Consider the following 17,080-nt stretch of genomic DNA (forward strand, 5'->3'; position numbering starts at 1 on the left):
CGGAGGCATAGCAGTTTTTACGTTGGTTTGTATGGTCAAACCTGGATGAATTTTAAGGATGTTTGTCTAAAATTAGTAACCGAATTAATGAAATTAAATCCTAATAAACGAAAGTATTATCAACGCGGTTTAAGGGCTAGGTCGCTTATAGAATCTGCGTTTTAGCTCATTTCGTCACCCCCTCAGGAATATAAGGCGTCAGGTATCAACAGTTAGCCTTACAGTGGTTTGACTTTGAGCATGGCGGGATTGCTGTCTACAGTATGGTTGGCAGTTAGGAATTGGTATGGTTTGTGGCAAATTAATTTAGCAGATTGAGACTCCCCTGGGCGATAACGGTTATGCGATGGCTCGAAGAGCCCGCCAAAGGCGATTGACCGTAGGTCACGCTACGCGAACGCAAAATTTGCTCAACCAGTTCTCCCCAAGCCCACTCCAGATGTTGAATTTAATCATCATAGTGGTTTAGTTTAGCCATCATAGCTTCATTTGCCTGGGTCATGACCATTGATTTTGATTATATTAGTTACAAAACTTTACATAAAATTGTATAAAAATTGGATTTTTGGAGAGATTAATTAGAATGAAGACAACCAATAAAGCTTAATGCTCTTGGTAGTCCTAAACCAGTAAGGATGAGTTATAGTCATTAATCAAATACCAGATAGCGGGACTTTGACAAAATCTTACACTCCAATGAGCGATCAACCTAGATTGGGAAGGCGATTCACCTTCGAGGCGTAGATAATTCAGTATTCACTTTCAGGCAATTGACCTTTTTCCCTTACCCAGAGAGGTTTTCATCCCAATTCTGGCCGATTACGGCTACACATCAATAGTGGCTCGGACTGAAATTTACATGCATATTGGCTTCACACAGAAAGTGCAGTGAAACAGTACCCAAAAGGGTACTGTCAGCATTACCTATTATTAAGGAATAATAGCCAATTAAGCCGTTACTACCAACTCAACATGGCTTATACATGTAGCAGCTTGCAGCCATCGTAATGGTTCGGGGAGCAAGACACCCAGCTCATGTGGCAAATGGTGAACTATGACCTTCACCTTTAAAGTCTTACCCAGGGAAATGCATTAACTGAGGCTTCCACTCCAATCAAAAAACTAGCTATAGCATTCAGGTGTGACAAGCAGCCTTGTCAGCCTTCAGTTATGCTCACTTCATCCCTGCTAAGGTTCCGGCTAGTGGCTAATTCCAATCCCAGGGTAATCGCATTGGAATCGAGTGATAAAATTACTGTAAAATGACCGGAAACTTGACAGCACAAGGGGAGTTATAAAGCGCACAAAGCTAGATAAAATTGAGCTTTGTGCAACATGGAGATCATTGCTGAGCTATTGGAGAATATTCTTTACCTCCTTGGTCTTCCGAGATCTAGTTTCGCCACTGGACTAAGCTACCCTATGACTCAGCCACGCTAGCAGCCAGGATTTTCATTACTGAGTTATTGTCTATCCCAGCCCTGTAACGCTTCATCTTCAAACTCTGCTTGGAGGGTTCACGATCCACGTAAATTGACACTCAAACGACGCAACAAGCCGAGGTTTTCTGCACCATGACCCTGACGTACTCGACTGGCATCTTCATCAAAGGTGACATCAAGAACCCAATGTAAGCTATTTTCAATACAAAGCGTGGGAGCGAATCACTTGATTGTGCCGCTGGGCATCCGCTTCCAAGCTACTGAGGTACAACCTCACCTCTGTGGTTGTTTTGTTCCATAATTGTCTGTAAGAGCGAACCATCACCACTGTGGTTAAACCCAACCACTGATTTTGGCGATGTAAAGGTGGTAATTGAGTTACTGGCACTGCCCAAACTTCCCGGGTTTCCAGGCGATGATGCCCACTTTCAGTCGTTTGATCATAGCTGTAGTCAATCCCCTGCCAATGGTGAGCTTGAGCTTGGTCAAACCAAGCTTTTACCTGCTCACAGAGCTTACCTTGATTACCTTTGAGAGCCAGGACATAGTCCCCTTCTCCCCGCTGGATTTCCTGGACAATCTCTATTTGAGTACCCATAGCATCCAAGGTGACTACAGCTCCCTTGAGGTTGAGCAACAACAGCCTTCGTGGCACTGCGGTCATTTCATTGGACTTGCTCTCTACTTTTTGCGCTTGCTAGCACTAAACTATGCTCACTACTCCAGGCGCTGACACTATGCAACGCTTTGAGCTTCTTTTCCCGGTCATAGGAGCCTCTGGCTGTCTTACCATCTATATGAATCATCTCCAGATTTAATTTCTCTGTGATGCTGCTGATCCAATTAGACCTCTCCAAAAACTTGAAACTATCTCAGGCACTGCTTTTCAGCGCTCAAATTGACCAAGTAAATTTTACGTTGAATTAACGCTATAATAGGCTTAACAAGCTATTGATGTTAATTTAGCGCCAAAACTATGAGTAGAGATAACCTCAATTGTTTCAGCCATTTCTGGGAAGTTTTTTACTTGTAATACTAAGGCTCCTTTTCTCAACCTAACTAAACCACATACTGTCAGAATTACCTCGCCATATTTCCTAGGATTGAGGCGAAATCTTTCACTAGCTATTTTAAATATTTTAACCAATCTTATCAGGTGTTATACAAATATTATGTTTGAAGATAATAACTTATTATCTTTCTTTTGCTGTGGAGTTAATTACCCATTTTTTGGTTTTTTGTGGGGAGTTCTTATTTGTTGTTCTCCTAAATAAGCTTTGTCTCCACTCAGTCGCTGTTTATCATCAAATTTTGCTAAACGTTCTCGACAAATATTTATGTCACTTTTGGGGCCAGGTTTGCCGACCACCACGTCCACAATATCTTCCCCTTTTGGCAAGACAATAAATTGGTTTTTAAATGTATGATTTTTCTTCTTACCAGAATAGAAAATTTTTTGCTGATGATAATCTAAAGGTCTTTCTCTGACTTGTTCAGCACTATCTACTATTAACTCATACTCAGTCAAAGCTTCCCGAATTATCTCCGACTCTTCTTCGCCCTTTTTTACTTGTTCTAATAAAGAAGCTGGTAGAGCTTCTCAGCAAAAGAGATTGCCAGTAGTTAAAAGTCGAGTTTGCTGTCGATTCGCTCACCTGAAACTGTAGTCCTAGAAGTTGAAAGTTTATGTGATGTCGTAAGTAAATTAACGTCAAGACTATTTGGTCTTCAATTGATAACTTTTGTGAAGCACCTCCCCCAGACTTAATTAGCCTGACTTTTTGATTTTGAATTTTTTCTTGATGTTGAAGATGTAATAACTTTGCTTGTTCTATCAGTTGAGAGAGTTGTTCAGGATTTATCCCTAGCAATCGTTTGGTTTGTTTAGGATTTTTCTGGATGTAATTCCAAGTGTAACTCATGTTTATTGAAGTTAATATAATTACTTATGCTCCTCTTATTTTACCATAAATTTGTTTGTTGGAGAGGTCTATTGAGGAAGCTGTGGTTGAGTTCCTCTGGCTCTAGCTGGGACAATACTCTTCCAAAGGTATCGTGTGAAGGAATTCCATTGGGTATTTCCAGAAATTTCTCTAGCCACTCAAGCTTTGCTTTTCCATAGGTTTCTATTCCCACAAACCCCTCCGCTCCTGAGAGTATCGCGCTTGTTGGCTATGGTGATAATTGCCACTAGACTATGAGCTTTCCTTGAACCCACTCTCGGGTCTTCCAAATGTTGAAAATGCTTAATGACGCTTTTTCTGAGGATTTCTGCCTCTGGTTCTTCAATGGATGTCATAACGCCCTTGCCAAAGCCTTTTGCCATGATTAGTGACCTGGAAATGGGAATTGTTCTTCCCTATTATGGTAGCTTCGTCAGTTGTGCAACACAGCCTCGATTGTCGGAAAGTTTTATTAGACTCTTTATTTCTTTTGTCAAGTACAATTTATACCAAGTTCAATGCGATTACCCTGATTCCAATCCCCTGATAATGAGAGATTACATCCATTGTGGATAAAGGGATAAACTATGGAATTTGATCTGATAATTATTTTTTTATCATTGTTTTTTTATCAAAGCTTTATGCAAGCTTTATCAAAGCTTTATAGAGTTAAAATTTTAGTAAATTTTTATTTCGTGAAAGCGATAAATTTTAGATAACCACTATTGTAGTGATAAGTAGTCGGAGCCAAGTTTTTAAAATTATGTTGCTTTTGTAAATTTTTATTCCATCGGGTTGGTTCAAATATGGTAAAGAAAGTTTTGAAAATTGATTAATGGTAAAAGGTTGATTTTGATCAGACTAGTTATATAATTGTTTGTGAGATATAATTCAGACATCAATACCAAGAGTTGATTCAACTATTCTTGAACGAATAATTACTTAAATCAAGGTTAAAACTATCTGTCTTGGAACTGTAAGTTGATTGCGATCGCTTAAGTCTTGGGGTCTATATAGGGTTTCTAGCTCATTAGTAAGCAGTCAGCCGTCAGCCGTCAGCCGTCAGCCGTCAGCTTTTAGCTCACGCTACTTGAAGTGCCGTCAGCCTTGAGCTTATAGCACATCAAGTAGCTTGGCACAGGCTTTGGCCTTGGCCTTTGGCCACGCTACGCGAATGGCCACGCTGTGCGAACGAGGCTGGGACGTATCCCATAGGCTGATAGCTGATAGCTGATTACTGACCGCTGATAGCTGATAGCTGAATGCTTAAGCTCATTAACCCCAATGCTCATTGCTCATAACATCAAAAAATACTCCGATCCTTTTGATCTAGTGGTTGATGGATGAAATACCCAAGACCACGCTGTATCGATCTTTGCTGCTGTTTCCTGTTCCCTGATCCGACCTTTTCTAAGCCCAATCGCCCAGGGCTATAGGTTTTGGTGACCTATAGTTTTGACGACAAAAAAAACTCCAGTTGTTAATCTCGACGGAGTATAGGTCTGCTTTGTTTTAACTTACCCAAAAATCAGGATAAATTGTCTATACCATCTGCAGCAAGCAACCTTGGTGTTACAGATTCAATCAATGTTAAAAATGCCCAATTTAGGGCTGTGGTAAATAGAAAACAGATTGATATGAATAACGCTCAAGATACAGAAGCCAAAATTACTCAAAGTCATTATTTAACAGCCTTCCAACGCAAACTGCTCCAAAAAAGCCTAGAACAGGATTTACATGAGTCCTACCGTCAGCGGATTCAAATTATGTTATTGGCAGATCAGGGCAAATCTCAAACGGAAATTTGTCAAACCTTGGGGTGTTGTGCCGCAACAGTAAGACATTGGATGCATATCGCTCGTAGTGGGATGGCTCACCAATGGCAGGATTGTCCCATTGGTCGCCCCAAGGCAGTCAATGACGAGTATTTAGACCGTTTGAAAGAACTGATTAACCAGAGTCCCCGGGATTATGGTTATTCCTTTCAGCGCTGGACAGTGAATTGGTTGAACAAACATCTGGCAAAAGAATTGGGGATTGAAGTCAGCAATCCCCACCTACAACGATTGCTCAAGGAGATGGGATTATCGACTATACCAACACGGAGAAAGGTTAACTCCCCTAACGGACGGGAAAACGATGGTCACAGCATCTTAATTTCTGACCTGAAATCCGCTAATAACTCCGAATCCAATAGTTTTTGGTTATTCAATCCCAGCAACATGGCATAAGATGATGGTTCGACATACATCTACATCTAATCCACTGATTTCCCCTGAGCAGCTCGCCCATACTCTAGGGCATCCTCTTTCAGAACTAGAGGTATCACGCTGTCTCAAACAAATAAAATATCGCGAGCCAACGGTAGGTCAATTTTGGCAGTCAACAGACGCCGAGGCTGGCGTCTATATTGTGATTTCCGGAAAGGTCAGACTGATTAATAGCGCGGGGGAGTTAATTACCAATCTAGAAGCTGGAGCTTCCTTTGGGGAGTGTACTTTCTTTCCAGAAGAGTCTTTTGAGCCTTACTCAGCCAGAGCTTCCCTCAAAACCAAGCTCTGTTATCTAACTCCGGAACTGTTATTTCCCCTAATTAGTAAACATCCCCAAATTCGCGAGCATTTTTATCGTCAGGCTCAAGGGCAAAATTCCCTGCTGATGCCGTCGGAGAGTGCTTTGGGAGAGGGGGAGAAAGGGAGAATAACGGAAGGTGCGGGAGTGGGACAGAAGAAAGATATCCCCACCTCAGGAGACCAAAAGCCCAAGCAAACCGTTAGGAAAGCTTACTTTCCTAGCCCTACTCAAAGGGTTGGTCATTTGTGGCAGCGAGTGATCCGACGCTATCCGTTTTTTGCCCAACAAAGTGGTTCTGACTGCGGTGCTGCCTGTCTGGTGATGATCGGTCGTTATTGGGGGAAACGATTCAGTGTTAACCGCTTGCGAGATATCTCTAATGCCGACCGTAATGGCGCTTCATTGCGGGGACTATCAGCGGCTGCCGAAAGTATTGGCTTTTCCACTCGACCGGTGAAAGCTAGTCTGGATCGACTGGCAAAACAACAGCTACCTGCTATTGTCCACTGGGACTGGGGGGGTGACGAAAATAGTTATAAAGCAGACAGGGCAAGCGATCTAGCTCTCATTCCTCGTAAATAATACTTCTGTTTATTACGATTAAGCTTCATTAATTATTGTATTAAATCAATAAGTTAATAACTAAACTTGACCCAAGTTTGAGCATGTAAGCCTATATAAAAACTACTGTGTCGTCTTTGTAAACGACCAGATTCTTTTACTCTACCAACATATTTATGAATTCCTTTACGTTTAATTTTTTGTCCGTGAAGAGTAGCAGAAGTATAAGCTATTGTTATCAATAAAATTAAGGAAATCAACCGATTATCTGAGACATTAGTGTCTTCTAAGTTATAGCAACCTGTTTTAAAATCTCTAAACATTTGCTCAATATTAAACCGTTTTTTATAAGCAGCAATTGCCAAGTCTAACGACTTTAAATTTGTGAGAAGAAACCAGGGTTATTTTGGGGCAAATCCTGAAATATTTTTTTTCAATTTTGCGGCCAAATTAAAACGGGGTAATCCCTTAGTTTTCGTAACTTTGATTCCTTTAAAAAACAACGAAGTTCCTGGGACTAATTCTAAAGAATCTAAATCTGTCCAAATTTTTTTTTTCAATTTCAATAAATTAATTTTTTTTAAGACGTAGACAAAAGTCTGCATCCTTTTGTGACAACCAGTTTGCCAGCCTGACAGAACAAAATTCTCTATCTCCCAATAGGCAGATTCTATAATCTTTAAAAATCGGCATTATTTTTGATATATGAGTTGTTTGTTCCTTAAAATTACTACTGCCTAATTTTGGCATCAAAGTAAAGTAAACTGGAAAAGCTCTTTTGTCCCAAATCAGGCTAGTTACTAAAAGGTTTATTTTACCCCAATTTGTCCGATCACTTGCTATATAAACTAGGTCATTTTTTTCGGCGTTCGCCGACGCTACGCGAACAAAATATGTTTATAGTAAATTAGATAGAATAGGAAACCAAATATTTTCAAAATTTAAAGTTGGCAAAGATAAAAAGCGCTGTAGTCTTTTTCTTATACTTTCAAACTTTATTCCAAGAGGTAAAGCATTGGCTAATTTTTCAATGGCTTTCTCTTTTGATTGATTGTAGTAGAATAACTACAATATTTGCTAAAATATAATTACGATCCTTTAGTTTAAATTTTAGATGGTTTTGATATAATAAGGGTAACATTTTCAACAGATAGGTCTTATTGACAATGAAAGACCTATCTTTTTCTACCACAGATCGTTACACTCTTGACGTATCAATCGTTTCAATCGCTATCGTCGCCCCCCCAGCCACTGGGAAGGAAAACACTTTATTGTTGTTTATGAAATCACCAACAAGCATGTGGTAATTGCTGACCCTGGTATTGGTCAAAAAACTCTGAGCCACCAGGAATTCAAAGCAGATTGGACTGGTTATGCACTGCTACTGGAACCTACAGCACTCCTGAAGGATACCAAAGAGAGTAAGACGTCTTTCTGGCAATTTTTTGAGTTGGTAAAGCCTCACAGTTTCGTGTTGCTGGAGGTGTTTATTGCTTCCCTAATTATCCAGATATTTGGTCTGATTACACCCATATTTACCCAGATAATTTTAGACCGAGTGGTGGTGCAAAGGAGCACCCTCACCCTAACCGCTGTCGGGTTAGGATTGCTAATGTTTAGTCTGTTCCGGGTTGCGATTACCGGGTTGCGGCAATATTTGCTTGACCACACCGCAAATAAGGTAGACCTAGCACTGATTGTCGGGTTTATTAGCCATACCTTGCGATTACCTTTAGGTTTCTTTGAGTCTCGTTTTGTCGGAGATATTACCTCCCGGATTCAGGAAAATCGTAAAATTGAGCGGTTTCTCACCGGTGAGGCGTTATCTATCCTGCTAGATTTACTAACAGTTTTTATCTATGTGGGTTTGATGTTTTGGTACAGTTGGAAATTGGCGCTGCTAATCTTAGTAATTGTACCACCCTTTTTCCTGCTGGCGTTGATTTCTACACCATTTTTAAAACGAATTTCTCGGGAAGTCTTTCATGCGATCGCAAAAGAAAGTAGTTATCTGATTGAAGTGCTTTCTGGTGTCCGCACTGTCAAGTCTACAGCAGTTGAGCAAACCGTACGCTGGCATTGGGAAGAGTTATTAAATAAAGAAGTTAAAACTAACTTTTCTGGGCAAGTGATTAGCAATCGACTCCAGATTTTCAGCAATACCATCGAGGGGTTAGCCACTACCGCACTGCTCTGGTTTGGGGCATGGTTGGTGATTCAAAATCAGCTTACCATTGGGCAATTGGTGGCTTTTAATATGTTGCTGGGTCAGGTGATCAGGCCTTTCCAGCGGCTGACGCTACTGTGGAATGAATTTCAGGAAGTGGTGATTGCTATGGAGCGCATCAATGATGTGCTGGATTACCAACCAGAAGAAAATTTGCACCATCAAGCACGGCAATCATTACCTGAGTTGCGCGGTCACATTCGCTTTGATCAGGTCACCTTCCGCTATCACCGAGAAAGTGATACCAATGTCCTGGAAAATCTTAGTTTTGAGGTAAAACCAGGGCAAATGGTCGCCCTAGTGGGGCGCAGTGGTTCCGGGAAAAGCACGATTTCCAAGCTGATGTTAGGGCTGTATCTTCCCTCAGATGGGAAGGTGTTGATTGATGGGCAGGATATCACCAGTCTTTCCTTAGGCTCCTTGCGCCAGCAAATTGGTGTGGTGGATCAAGATACCTTTCTGTTTGGAGGGACAATTCGACAAAACATCAGTCTGGCTTATCCCTCAGCCACCTTAGAAGAAATTATGGCAGCAGCGAAACTGGCCGGTGCTGATGAATTTATCCAAAAATTGCCCATGGGCTATGAAACCGAGATTGGGGAGGGAGGAGGGATGTTGTCTGGGGGACAGCGACAGCGTTTAGCCATTGCTCGCGCCCTCTTGGGAAATCCCCACCTATTAATTTTCGATGAAGCCACCTCCCACCTGGATGCAGAATCCGAGCGGATTATTCAGACCAATCTCAATACTATTCTCAAAAACCGCACCACCCTAGTGATTGCTCACCGTCTTTCTACCGTACGGAAAGCTGACCTGATTTTAGTGCTCGATAGAGGGGTATTGATTGAAAGCGGTACTCACGAAGACTTAATGGCAAAGCGAGGACATTATTTCTATCTGAATCAGCAGCAGTTATAGGGGAGGGAATAGGGAACAGGGAACAGGGAACAGGGAATAGGGTGTGGGGTGTGGGGTGTAGGGTGTGGGAAAAAATTCGTTGATTACTCTTGCCTTTTGCCTCTTGCCTTTTGCCTTTTGCCTGCTCCCTGCTCCCTGCTCCCTGCTCCCTATTCCCTGCTCCCTACTCCCTGCTCCCTGCTCCCTGTTCCCATCAATCCTATGTTCACAACTCAAATACCAAAGCTATATGCCTGAAAATCATACATTGAACGGACATAGTCCGACTCAAACTATTCCAGACCAGCGTCCCTATCAGGAGTTACTCACCGAAGAAACCACTCCTCAAGCTAGGAATGAGCAAGCACTCCAGGGTCATGAATGGTCTTATGCTACTAAGGAACTGCTTGATACATTACCCCAGGTTTGGACAAGGGGATTACTGTATTTTTTGATGGTATTTATGGGTGTTGCCTTACCTTGGGCGATCTTCGCTCAGGTGGATGAGACGGGAAAAGCCAGAGGAAGATTGGAACCTACGGGGGAAACTATCAAACTTGATGCTCCAGTGGCAGGAACGGTAGCAGCAATTAAGGTCAAAGAAGGGGAATTGGTAACGGCTGGTCAAACCTTACTAGAACTGGAATCCGAGTTAGTTAGCACTGAACTTCAGCAGGAACAAAAAAAATTAGAAGGGCAACAGAATCGCCTGAATCAATTAGAGGTGCTGAAAAACCAATTGATACTAGCTCTGCGTACCCAGGAGCAACAAAACCAAGCTCAAGAGTTAGAAAAACAGGCGCAAGTCGAGCAAGCACGGCAGAATCTGGAAGCCTTCAAGTTCGCCTACAGTTTACAAAAAGAAGAACTATTGGCACAAATAGAGCAGGCACGGCGGGCGATAGATTCTAGCAAGGTTGCCTATGAATTAGAAACCATTCATTTAGAAAGTGCTGAGGAAAAAATTCCCCGTTACAAAAACGCTTATGAAGAAGGGGTTTTGTCAAAAGAACGCTTTTTAGATGTGCAACAGTCAGCCAAAGAAGCCCAGAAAACTATCATCAGAACTGAATTAGACATAAAACAAGCTCAGTCTCGCCTGAAAGAGCAACAAGGTACTTATGAAAAGACCATTCATCAAGCATCGGCTGATATTAAACAAGCTCGCCTTCGCTTGCAAGAGCAAGAACGGAGTTATAAAACCTTGGTTCATTCTGGTAAGCTGGCGTTACTAAAAAGTGAGGAACAACTCAAGAATATAGAAACCCAAATTACTACCCTCCAAGCCGAACTATCTCAGACTAAAAGTCAGATTAAATCTTTGGAAATTCAGTTAAATCAAAGGATGTTAGCGGCCCCGATCGAGGGAATCGTGTTTCAGTCCCCTATCAAAAGTGCCGGGGCTGTGGTGCAACCTGGAGATACTATAGTCGAGATTGCCCCAAAGGAGTCTTTCCTTTCCCTGCGGGCGCAGATCGCTATTTCAGAAAGTGGCTCCTTACGGGAAGGAATGGCAGTGAAAATGAAGTTTGATGCTTATCCTTTTCAAGACTATGGGGTAGTAGAAGGAAAGGTAATCAAAATTTACCCAACCTCCAAGCTCACGGAAACGGAGCAGGGTAAAGTGCCTACTTATGACCTAGAAATTAAACTGAATAAAACTTGTATGCCCACACCACAGGAATGTATTGCTCTCCGCCCAGGGGACACCGCAACCGCAGAAGTAATTGTCCGCCAGCGTCGGATTATGGATTTAATTCTGGATCCCTTTAAGAAGTTGCAGCAGGGGGGTTTGGAACTATAGTGCCGGGAGTGTGGGGAGTGTGGGAAGTGTGGGGAGTGGGGAGTTGGACAGAATCAGCAACTGTCGTGGAAACGCCCAACACCTCCCTGCTCCCTGCTCCCTGCTCCCTGCTCCCTACTCCCTATTCCCTATTCCCTTGTCCAATCAACAATTACCAAAAAAAAATGATGTTACCCAGAAATGTTGAATGATAGTTAAAAAACTAGACAAATAGCCTCTATTTTGATAAAATAGAGGCTAAATAAAAATATAATAATGTTGCTTAAATGATATCAAATTTTCCACAAATCATCAAAAAACAGCTAGGAAAACTACCTACTGATGATTATCCAGTCCCTGGGGGGGCGACAAGCGCTCACAAGGGTAGGTTTTTTACAAAGGGGGGAGTAAGGACTCACGGATCAGCTATAGAGTAGCTAGACGCAGCAACTGTGTATGACGTTTGAGGGATGAAGCTGAATCGACATTTGAAACAATGGAAAAAAATAGTCAGCCTCCGGTTTCCCAAACTGAGTTTACCTCAAGTATCAGGACTGGCAAGCTGGAGTTTTGGAATGGTAATGACTAGATCAAGTAGTTTGACGAAAGTATCGAGTTTGATTGCCAAAATTAACCAAGAAAAAGAAAACACAGTTCGCCAAAGACTGAAAGAGTGGTATCTCGAAGCGGAAGCGAAATCGGGAAAAAAGCGAGCAGAGATCGTGGTCATTGACTGCTTTGCGGATTTATTGAAATGGATAATTGATTTATGGCCATCGGAGTGTAAGCAGCTAGCAAAGCGCCCTAGATGCGACCACATTAAAACAGAATTTTACGGTGTTATCGATCCATGTTCTGTACCGTGGCTGTGGGATTCCGATCGCTTGGAAGGTGGTCAAAGCTACTCAAAAAGGGAGTTGGCGGCCTCATTGGCAGCAACTATTTCAATCTCTAGAAGATGAACGTACCAACACAAATGGAAGTAATTGTCTTTGCCGTTCGCGTAGCGTGGCCAAAGGCCGATCGAGGGCTATATGCTGATTGGTTGTATAAGTTAATTAGGGAATTACATTGGCATCCCTTTTTGCGCATCAACCATCAAGGGCAATTTCGCTGTGAGTCGGAATTCGTATGGAAATCTTTAGCTTCAATTTTACCTCATCCCGGCACCAGTTTCTCTGCTAAAATCACCTGTTTTAAAACTAATCCGATTGAGTGTACTTTGTCTGCTCGATGGGATCATGGCTATCAAGACCCTTGGTTAATCATTACTGATTTGAGTCCTACTCAGGGCGATGCGAGTTGGTATGGTCTTCGTGGTTGGATTGAATGTTCCTACCGAGACCTTAAAAGTGATGGTTGGCAGTGGCAGAAGACTCGCTTAACTAATCCCGAGCGAGCAGAACGTCAATGGCTGGCCATGGCTGTTGCTCTTCTATGGACTCTGAGTCAAGATCTAGAAGATGAGCAGGCATTATTGGAGTTACAACAGCCTATTCCTCAGACACAGATACAAGAAGCACAAAGAAAATCTGTATCCTCAACTAATGTCAATCATCGTGCTGTTCGTCAACTTTCCAGTTTCGTTAATGGTTTGTTAACAATACTGGAGCATTTACTCAATGATTTGCCTATTACTATCGGTTGTCTGAAACCTTGGCCTATTGGCCACGCTACGCGAACGATCTTCAAGACTTTTCACTCTTCATTCTCTCCTAACTCTTCTTAATTGTAAAAAACCTACCCCTGTGAGGGCGACAAGCGCCCCGTAACCCTTGATATATATTAAATTGAGCGAATTATGGTAAAAAAAGATAGGTCAGAAATTGTCAAGACGACCTATCAATTCAAAATGCTACCAGAATTATATCAAAAACATTTAAAAAATCTCCTTTCCGAATCTCAATTATTGTTTTTTTACCTTGTAGTAATCATTGTACAAGATATCAAGGATGTTAAACTAGAAAAAATTGCTGAATCTTTACCTTTGCCTATTAAATGTAACTCAAGGCGTAAAAAGTTACAGAGATTTTTGTCATTACCAATATTTCAAATAAAAAAAATGTGGTTTCCAATTGTTAGAGAATGGCTCTATCAAAAATTTGATAAACACCAAAAAATCTATTTAGCCATCGATAGGACTAATTGGAATAACAAAAATTTATTGGTGGTTAGTATAATTTATAAAAACCGAGCAATTCCAATTTATTTTGAACTTCTTTCAAAACTTGGTTCAAGTAATTTTTCGGAGACGAAACCTTGAACAGTGGAGCCTTATTACAAAAGATTTAACCCTTTTATGCAGAACCGAACACCCATAAAGGCTCCACTGTTCTACGGTAACTTGAAGAGCAAAAACAAATACTATCAACTATTATAGGGCTATTTGATAGCTATCATGTTGTTATTTTGGGAGACCGAGAGTTTTGTTCAGTTAAATTGGCTGAATGGCTAGACAAACAAGGGTTTAAGTTTTGTTTAAGACTTAAAAAAAACGAGCAAATTGAATTAAAAAATCAGGGGTGGATTTCCCTGAAAAACTCGGGATTAAAACCAGGAGTTTCGTTATTTTTTGAAAAGGTTAAAGTCACAAAAACTCAACAAGTATCAGGATTTAGTATTGCCTGTAAATGGAAGAAAAGTTATCGAAAGTCAGTAAGCCAAGAAGGTGGGTTTATCCTAACAAATATGAGCGAATTATCTGAGGCAATATCAGCTTATAAAAAGCGATGCAGCGCGGTCTTGGGGGTTTACCCCGGAGACAAAACCTTAGATAGTGGAGCCTTTCTAGTTAGCAGGTTATGCAGAAAAGGGTTAAATATTTTTTAATAAGGCGACCCTATCTTACGGTAAATTCAAACCATGAGCGACTGCATCAAGACAACGTTTTGATATTGAGGAAATGTTCCGAGATTATAAAAGCGGTGGATAGAATATGGAAGGCAGTAATGTTGTCGGTAAACGCTTTATATCTTTACTTATTATAATCTATTTTGCTTACTTTATTGCCACAATTAAAGGAGAAATAATTAATAAAAGCGATGCAGCGCGGTCTTGGGGGTTCCCCCCGGAGACAAAACCTTAGATAGTGGAGCCTTTCTAGTTAGCAGGTTATGCAGAAAAGGGTTAAATATTTTTTAATAAGGCGACCCTATCTTACGGTAAATTCAAACCATGAGCGACTGCATCAAGACAAGGAGTTCAGGACTATGTAGCGAGAGTCAAAGAATATGGGCGATTAACTAAAAGACATAGCAGTTTTTATATTGGAATGTATGCTCAAAAATGGATTAACTTTATGGATAAATGTTGGTAATTAGTTTATGCTTTGATGCGTTTAAGTCGTCATAAGCTCGATAATTATTTACGAGGTATGAGAGCTATGAAGCTTATACAGTCTACTTTTTAGCTCTCATGTCGCCCCCCCAGATCCAGTCCTCAATACTTTCCTATTTGTATCAACCTGGTTATAATTTGTATTAGATTGGCCTTTGGGCCACGCTACGCGAACAAAGTCAAACTAGTATGAGTAGTTTATTTAAGCTTTTGAATGTACGCGGCCTAGAGGTAGACATATCGACTTTCTCTAAGGCGAGCAAAGTTAGAAATCCATTCGCGTAGCGTGCGCCAATGCGCAAGGTGTTTTCTAATTTGTTCGTTCAATTAAGAAAAACTATACATAAAAACCCAAAAATATGGAATAATCAATTAGCATTATTTCCGATTGATTAGACCATAGTAACATTAACAAGTAAGCTGTTATGGAGCCAAGGATTTAATCAAGTAAAATTATTCAGTGGCTTAAATTTATTAACAGCAGAGCCAGGAGGAATAATGATTCATTTTGGTCAAGGTCATGATAGTAAATATGGGGATAACACAATAGAGTCAACTCCATAAAACGGAGTTGGAGTAATGGATAGAGGATTTGCGAGCTTGGAGAGAATAAAAAATCTCAAGACCAAATATAATCGTTATTTGGTCTTGAGAATTAATAACAATTTCAAGCTAGAAATGTTGGAGGATGGCCAGTACATAATTGGAACAGGTAAAGATCAAGTAAAAGTGAGAGTAGTCAACTTTTGTGACCTTGAAACTAAAACTGAATTTAGACTAGTAACTAACCTACCAGAAACAGGTGAAGCAGGAAGAAGTAATGAATATATTGCGGATTTTTATCGTTTATTTGAAGTTACCGTAAGAGAGTGGAGCCTTTATAGGGACAGGTTATGGGTAATAGTTTTAAGTTATATGAATAAGGCTCCACTCTCTAAGGTTTCGTCTCCTTGGATGGCAAATAGAGTTGTTCTGGAAGTTTTTAAAAATGCATCTTAAACTCGAAAGATTAATAACCAAAAATATTAATGGTATTGAAATAAAAATATATAGCTTTCTGATCGCTTACTTGTTATTACAATTGGTTAATACCCCTAATTAATTTGGAAGTATATTATTAGATAAGCTTCGATATTTACAAGCTTTTATGTGTGAAAATATTAGCTATGTACATTGGTTTGATAAGATGGTGTTCTCGTGAAGCTATCTGGTGTGTTATAGGTGTAGTATATCTAATTTTAGGTACATAACTCTCGGGATTCAACATTTCTGGATGTTACCAGCTATTACGATTACCACTGAAGAGATTTTTCACCAAGTCCAGCTATCCTGCCAAATCCCTGAAATTATTGAAGGGATTGTGACGCGCAAGATTATTGCTGCTACTGCAGAAAGTGCTGGCATCCGTGTAGAGATTGAAGAACTTCAAAAGGCAGCAGACCAATTCCGGTTAATGAACAAACTTGAGAATTCAGAGGACACTTGGGCATGGCTGCAACAACACAGTATGTCTTTAGATGATTTTGAAGAAATAGTGTATACTAATTTGATGGCTAGCAAGGTAGTTCAACATCTGTTTGCGGATAAGGTTGAACCCTATTTCTTTGAACATCAGCTGGATTATGCTGCTGCTGTTATTTACGAAGTGGTTTTAGATGATCAAGAGCTAGCCATGGAACTGTTTTATGCCCTGGACGAAGGGGAGATAAGTTTCTATCAAATTGCTCACGAATACATCAATGATACTGAGTTACGACGCTCTGGAGGATATCGGGGAATTGTTAAGCGTCAGGAGTTTAAGCCAGAAATTTCTGCTGCTGTTTTTGCTGCTGAGCCGCCACAGTTGCTTAAGCCGATTGTGAGTTCTAAGGGAGTACATCTGATTTTGGTTGAGGAGATTGTTAAATCGGAATTGGATGGGAAGTTGCGCGCTCAAATTATGTCTGATTTGTTTAGTGGGTGGTTGAAGGGGCAAATTGCGGGAGTTGAAGTTGTTAAGCAAATAGAGTAGATACTAAATACTGGGGTGGAGTTACTTACTACAAGAGCGAGAGCGTTTTCGCAACAGAACCATTCAACGGTACTCTACTCCCAAATCAGCACTGAAGGCAACAATTCTGGAGATGCTAAGCGTAACAACTGATACCCTACCCCTGCTGTACCTCGGAAAAAACGTAAGCGTTCAGGGGTGACAAAAACGACCACTACTCCCCGAACGTGGAGTCAAACCATGAAGCAATAAAATTAAGCAGCTATCAACAAATTATCTTATAAGTTAACAGAACCAGTACCGGACTATTCCATACAAGAAGTAGAT

The 17,080-nt window shown here is 40.8% G+C and carries 15 protein-coding genes and 7 pseudogenes; 15 read left to right on the forward strand and 7 right to left on the reverse strand.

Features of this window, described 5'->3' with window-relative positions; genetic code table 11:
* A pseudogene (locus tag F6K51_RS31015) lies at positions 1–165 on the forward strand (IS4 family transposase); the annotation flags it as partial.
* Between the two features lie 1,476 nt (positions 166–1,641).
* Here the strand turns inward: F6K51_RS31015 and F6K51_RS31020 are convergent.
* The 6 genes from F6K51_RS31020 to F6K51_RS31040 all read right to left on the reverse strand — a co-directional run bounded on the left by F6K51_RS31020 (position 1,642) and on the right by F6K51_RS31040 (position 3,768).
* Positions 1,642–2,106, reverse strand: a complete 465-nt coding sequence (locus F6K51_RS31020; RefSeq protein ID WP_293027830.1) for an ISAs1 family transposase — start codon at positions 2,104–2,106, stop codon at positions 1,642–1,644.
* Between the two features lies 1 nt (position 2,107).
* Positions 2,108–2,248 (reverse strand): hypothetical protein, encoded by a 141-nt coding sequence (locus F6K51_RS31025; protein ID WP_293027833.1) that lies wholly within the window; start codon positions 2,246–2,248, stop codon positions 2,108–2,110.
* Positions 2,249–2,661: 413 nt separating this feature from the next.
* Entirely contained in the window at positions 2,662–2,970 is a 309-nt protein-coding gene (locus tag F6K51_RS31030; protein WP_293027837.1) for a transposase family protein, read from the reverse strand.
* Positions 2,963–3,364 carry a transposase family protein gene (locus tag F6K51_RS31035; protein ID WP_293027842.1) on the reverse strand — a complete coding sequence of 134 codons (402 nt, stop codon included), beginning with the start codon at positions 3,362–3,364 and terminating at the stop codon, positions 2,963–2,965. The genes F6K51_RS31030 and F6K51_RS31035 overlap by 8 nt, the downstream gene beginning before the upstream one ends.
* Before the next feature lie 40 nt (positions 3,365–3,404).
* Entirely contained in the window at positions 3,405–3,578 is a 174-nt protein-coding gene (locus tag F6K51_RS38685; protein ID WP_365940396.1) for a transposase family protein, read from the reverse strand.
* Complete coding sequence (locus tag F6K51_RS31040) at positions 3,544–3,768, reverse strand: hypothetical protein (RefSeq protein WP_293027848.1); 225 nt, start codon at positions 3,766–3,768, stop codon at positions 3,544–3,546. The genes F6K51_RS38685 and F6K51_RS31040 overlap by 35 nt, the downstream gene beginning before the upstream one ends.
* Before the next feature lie 1,155 nt (positions 3,769–4,923).
* On the opposite strand from F6K51_RS31040, the gene F6K51_RS31045 reads away from it, so the two are divergent.
* Both F6K51_RS31045 and F6K51_RS31050 read left to right on the forward strand, forming a co-directional pair.
* Positions 4,924–5,616 (forward strand): helix-turn-helix domain-containing protein, encoded by a 693-nt coding sequence (locus tag F6K51_RS31045; RefSeq protein ID WP_293027852.1) that lies wholly within the window; start codon positions 4,924–4,926, stop codon positions 5,614–5,616.
* Between the two features lies 1 nt (position 5,617).
* A complete protein-coding gene (locus F6K51_RS31050) occupies positions 5,618–6,541 on the forward strand; it encodes a cysteine peptidase family C39 domain-containing protein (RefSeq protein ID WP_364303586.1) in 924 nt (307 codons plus the stop codon).
* Here the strand turns inward: F6K51_RS31050 and F6K51_RS31055 are convergent.
* Positions 6,493–7,661: pseudogene (locus F6K51_RS31055) on the reverse strand (IS4 family transposase). The gene F6K51_RS31050 and the pseudogene F6K51_RS31055 overlap by 49 nt on opposite strands.
* A 72-nt stretch (positions 7,662–7,733) precedes the next feature.
* Between F6K51_RS31055 and F6K51_RS31060 the strand changes: the two are divergent.
* The 12 genes and pseudogenes from F6K51_RS31060 to F6K51_RS31115 all read left to right on the forward strand — a co-directional run bounded on the left by F6K51_RS31060 (position 7,734) and on the right by F6K51_RS31115 (position 16,774).
* Positions 7,734–9,665, forward strand: coding sequence for a peptidase domain-containing ABC transporter (locus F6K51_RS31060; protein WP_365940399.1), 1,932 nt, complete (start codon positions 7,734–7,736; stop codon positions 9,663–9,665).
* Positions 9,666–9,768: 103 nt separating this feature from the next.
* Entirely contained in the window at positions 9,769–11,448 is a 1,680-nt protein-coding gene (locus F6K51_RS31065) for an HlyD family efflux transporter periplasmic adaptor subunit (RefSeq protein WP_293027855.1), read from the forward strand.
* Between the two features lie 10 nt (positions 11,449–11,458).
* Complete coding sequence (locus F6K51_RS31070) at positions 11,459–11,635, forward strand: hypothetical protein (protein ID WP_293027857.1); 177 nt, start codon at positions 11,459–11,461, stop codon at positions 11,633–11,635.
* A 373-nt stretch (positions 11,636–12,008) separates the two neighbouring features.
* The gene (locus F6K51_RS31075; RefSeq protein ID WP_293027859.1) at positions 12,009–12,389 is read left to right on the forward strand and encodes a hypothetical protein; all 381 of its coding nucleotides are present in this window, start codon (positions 12,009–12,011) and stop codon (positions 12,387–12,389) included.
* On the forward strand, positions 12,386–13,156 hold the full coding sequence (locus tag F6K51_RS31080) for a transposase (protein WP_293027863.1): 771 nt from the start codon (positions 12,386–12,388) through the stop codon (positions 13,154–13,156). Before F6K51_RS31075 ends, F6K51_RS31080 begins: the two co-directional genes overlap by 4 nt.
* Before the next feature lie 123 nt (positions 13,157–13,279).
* A pseudogene (locus F6K51_RS31085) lies at positions 13,280–13,687 on the forward strand (IS4 family transposase); the annotation flags it as partial.
* Between the two features lie 83 nt (positions 13,688–13,770).
* Positions 13,771–14,157 (forward strand): annotated as a pseudogene (locus F6K51_RS31090) (transposase); the annotation flags it as partial.
* A gap of 142 nt (positions 14,158–14,299) precedes the next feature.
* Positions 14,300–14,458: pseudogene (locus F6K51_RS31095) on the forward strand (IS4 family transposase); the annotation flags it as partial.
* 162 nt (positions 14,459–14,620) lie between these two features.
* Positions 14,621–14,910: pseudogene (locus F6K51_RS31100) on the forward strand (hypothetical protein); the annotation flags it as partial.
* Between the two features lie 432 nt (positions 14,911–15,342).
* A complete protein-coding gene (locus tag F6K51_RS31105; protein ID WP_293027866.1) occupies positions 15,343–15,762 on the forward strand; it encodes a hypothetical protein in 420 nt (139 codons plus the stop codon).
* Positions 15,719–15,964 (forward strand): annotated as a pseudogene (locus F6K51_RS31110) (IS4 family transposase); the annotation flags it as partial. The gene F6K51_RS31105 and the pseudogene F6K51_RS31110, both read left to right, overlap by 44 nt.
* Before the next feature lie 72 nt (positions 15,965–16,036).
* On the forward strand, positions 16,037–16,774 hold the full coding sequence (locus tag F6K51_RS31115; protein WP_293027869.1) for a peptidylprolyl isomerase: 738 nt from the start codon (positions 16,037–16,039) through the stop codon (positions 16,772–16,774).
* Positions 16,775–17,080 lie beyond the last annotated feature (306 nt).

The organism is Moorena sp. SIO3I8 (assembly GCF_010692325.1).
Lineage (GTDB): Bacteria > Cyanobacteriota > Cyanobacteriia > Cyanobacteriales > Coleofasciculaceae > Moorena.

Excerpts from the sequence above, each read along its gene's own strand:
- F6K51_RS31115 (WP_293027869.1), top strand. The coding sequence starts at position 16,037 with ATGTTACCAGCTATTACGATTACCACTGAAGAGATTTTTCACCAAGTC.
- F6K51_RS31035 (WP_293027842.1), bottom strand. The coding sequence starts at position 3,364 with ATGAGTTACACTTGGAATTACATCCAGAAAAATCCTAAACAAACCAAA.
- F6K51_RS31105 (WP_293027866.1), top strand. The coding sequence starts at position 15,343 with ATGGATAGAGGATTTGCGAGCTTGGAGAGAATAAAAAATCTCAAGACC.
- F6K51_RS31080 (WP_293027863.1), top strand. The coding sequence starts at position 12,386 with ATGAACGTACCAACACAAATGGAAGTAATTGTCTTTGCCGTTCGCGTA.
- F6K51_RS31050 (WP_364303586.1), top strand. The coding sequence starts at position 5,618 with ATGATGGTTCGACATACATCTACATCTAATCCACTGATTTCCCCTGAG.
- F6K51_RS31020 (WP_293027830.1), bottom strand. The coding sequence starts at position 2,106 with ATGACCGCAGTGCCACGAAGGCTGTTGTTGCTCAACCTCAAGGGAGCT.
- F6K51_RS31040 (WP_293027848.1), bottom strand. The coding sequence starts at position 3,768 with ATGGCAAAAGGCTTTGGCAAGGGCGTTATGACATCCATTGAAGAACCA.
- F6K51_RS31025 (WP_293027833.1), bottom strand. The coding sequence starts at position 2,248 with ATGATTCATATAGATGGTAAGACAGCCAGAGGCTCCTATGACCGGGAA.
- F6K51_RS31075 (WP_293027859.1), top strand. The coding sequence starts at position 12,009 with ATGACTAGATCAAGTAGTTTGACGAAAGTATCGAGTTTGATTGCCAAA.